Origin of the sequence: Thioclava sp. NG1 (assembly GCF_003122275.1) — a bacterium.
In the GTDB taxonomy this organism is placed as follows: domain Bacteria; phylum Pseudomonadota; class Alphaproteobacteria; order Rhodobacterales; family Rhodobacteraceae; genus Thioclava; species Thioclava nitratireducens.
Genome location: NZ_QFBB01000024.1, coordinates 2,501 through 5,500, shown reverse-complemented (window position 1 = coordinate 5,500; position 3,000 = coordinate 2,501). Strand labels below are relative to the sequence as shown.

1 tRNA gene and 2 rRNA genes (1 of these 3 running past the window's edge) are annotated in these 3,000 nt (G+C 54.2%); all 3 read right to left on the bottom strand.

Features of this window, described 5'->3' with window-relative positions:
• Positions 1-77 (bottom strand) — tRNA-Met (locus DEM26_RS20040).
• Positions 78-272: 195 nt separating this feature from the next.
• A 5S ribosomal RNA gene (gene rrf, locus DEM26_RS20035) occupies positions 273-387 on the bottom strand.
• Positions 388-475: 88 nt separating this feature from the next.
• Positions 476-3,000: ribosomal RNA gene (locus tag DEM26_RS20030) — 23S ribosomal RNA — on the bottom strand; it runs 308 nt beyond the window's last position.

The following is a 3,000-nucleotide window of genomic DNA, read 5'->3' as shown; positions in this document are numbered from 1 at the left end:
TGGTTGCGGGAGTAGGATTTGAACCTACGACCTTCAGGTTATGAGCCTGACGAGCTACCGGGCTGCTCCATCCCGCGTCCGTTGAGCTTTTGCCTTTTGTCAGGTTATGAGCCTGACGCGGCGATCGCGTTTTTCAAACTCTCGAGTAGAGTTTGTCTCGCTTGCGGGGTGCTCGATCCCGCGTTTATTCCCGAGGGCATTTAGTGTTTGCGATCGGGATTTTGTTTGTCATCGTTTTTCGAGAGATGAAGTTTTTCGTCGCTTCTTTCTAGGTTTGGCGGTGACCTACTCTCCCACGTCTTAAGACGCAGTACCATTGGCGCGACGGCACTTAACGGCCGGGTTCGGAATGGAGCCGGGTGTTTTGCTCGTGCTATGACCACCAAACCGAGGAAGAAGCGATGAAGTTCAAGTCGTACACGTTGTATTGTGCATGCTGTTTGATCGGTTACCAGAGGTCTGGCTACTACCGGATCAAATCAAGCCAATCGGGCAATTAGTACTGGTCAACTGAACGCGTTGCCGCGCTTACATCTCCAGCCTATCGACGTGGTGGTCTTCCACGGCCCTCAAGGGATACCTAGTTTTGAAGGGGGCTTCCCGCTTAGATGCTTTCAGCGGTTATCCTGTCCGGACATAGCTACCCAGCACTACCGTTGGCACGATAACTGGTCCACCAGTGGTCCGTTCACCCCGGTCCTCTCGTACTAGGGGCAACTCTTCTCAAGTATCCTACACCCACGGCAGATAGGGACCGAACTGTCTCACGACGTTCTAAACCCAGCTCACGTACCTCTTTAAACGGCGAACAGCCGTACCCTTGGGACCTGCTCCAGCCCCAGGATGAGATGAGCCGACATCGAGGTGCCAAACGATGCCGTCGATATGGACTCTTGGGCATCATCAGCCTGTTATCCCCAGAGTACCTTTTATCCGTTGAGCGATGGCCCTTCCACTCGGGACCACCGGATCACTATGGCCGACTTTCGTCTCTGCTCGACTTGTCAGTCTTGCAGTCAGGCTGGCTTCTGCCATTGCACTCAACGACCGATTTCCGACCGGTCTGAGCCAACCTTCGCGCGCCTCCGTTACACTTTGGGAGGCGACCGCCCCAGTCAAACTACCCACCACGCAGGGTCCCGGATCCCGATAAGGGACCGCGGTTAGACATCAAGCAGGCGAAGGGTGGTATCTCAAGGATGGCTCCACGGAGACTGGCGTCCCCGTTTCAAAGCCTACCACCTATCCTGCACATCACATGCCTGATGCCAGTGCGAAGCTATAGTAAAGGTTCATGGGGTCTTTCCGTCTAACCGCGGGTAGTGTGCATCTTGACACACAGTTCAATTTCGCTGAGTCCACGTTTGAGACAGCGGGGAGATCGTTACGCCATTCGTGCAGGTCGGAACTTACCCGACAAGGAATTTCGCTACCTTAGGACCGTTATAGTTACGGCCGCCGTTTACCGGGGCTTCAATTCGGAGCTTGCACTCCTCCTTTTAACCTTCCGGCACCGGGCAGGCGTCAGACTGTATACGTCGCCTTACGGCTTCGCACAGCCCTGTGTTTTAAGTAAACAGTCGCCACCCCCTAGTTTGTGCCCCCGCCCCATACTTGCGTACGAAGCGGGCCTCCTTCTCGCGAACTTACGGAGGCATTTTGCCGAGTTCCTTAAACGTGGTTCTCTCAAGCGCCTTGGTATTCTCTACCAGTCCACCTGTGTCGGTTTCGGGTACGGTCCGATAGTGGGGCTATTTCCAGGAACCTGTTGGCTGCCCGATCAATCCGATAAGATCGAACAACGGCTCAGATCCGTCACCACCACATGGCCCAGGAATATTAACCTGGTTCCCATCGACTACGCCTTTCGGCCTCGCCTTAGGGGCCGGCTTACCCTGCTCAGATTAGCTTTAAGCAGGAACCCTTGGACTTTCGGCGACAGGGTCTCTCACCCTGTTTGTCGCTACTCATGTCAACATTCTCACTTCTGATCACTCCACCGGATGCCTTACGGCCCGGCTTCACAGTCAGAACATTGCCTCCAATATCCCCGAGGGGAGTAAGGAGGCAGCGTTCTATATCACAGAACGCTCCGCTACCACGCACATCACTGTGCATCCAAAGCTTCGGCTCATGGCTTGAGCCCCGTTACATCTTCGCCGCAAGACCTCTTGACTAGACCAGTGAGCTGTTACGCTATCTTTAAAGGATGGCTGCTTCTAAGCCAACCTCCTGGTTGTTTTGGAAGTCTCACATGCTTTCCCACTTAGCCATGAATTGGGGGCCTTAGCTGTTGGTCAGGGTTGTTTCCCTCTCCACGACGGACGTTAGCACCCGCCGTGTGTCTGCCGATCAGTTCTTCCCGGTATTCGGAGTTTGCTTAGACTCAGTAAGGCTGTGGGCCCCCATCATCCATGCAGTGCTCTACCCCCGGGAGAATACAATCGACGCGCTACCTAAATAGCTTTCGCGGAGAACCAGCTATCTCCAGATTTGATTGGCCTTTCACCCCTAGCCACACGTCATCCGGACCCTTTTCAACGGGTGTCGGTTCGGCCCTCCAGTGAGTGTTACCTCACCTTCAGCCTGCACATGGCTAGATCATCTGGTTTCGGGTCTGATCCATCGAACTAAATTCGCCCTGTTAAGACTCGCTTTCGCTACGCCTACACCTAACGGCTTAAGCTTGCTCGATAGACCAAGTCGTTGACCCATTATACAAAAGGTACGCCGTCAGAGCTCGAGGCTCCTCCGACTGCTTGTAGGCGTCCGGTTTCAGAAACTGTTTCACTCCCCTCGTCGGGGTGCTTTTCACCTTTCCCTCACGGTACTGGTTCGCTATCGGTCAGTAAGGAGTACTTAGCCTTCGAGGGTGGTCCCCCGATCTTCAGACAGGATTACACGTGTCCCGCCCTACTTAATACGTCCAATTGAACTTCCCATACGGGGCTGTCACCCGCTCTGGCTGATCTTTCCAGATCATTCTGGTCATTCTCATGG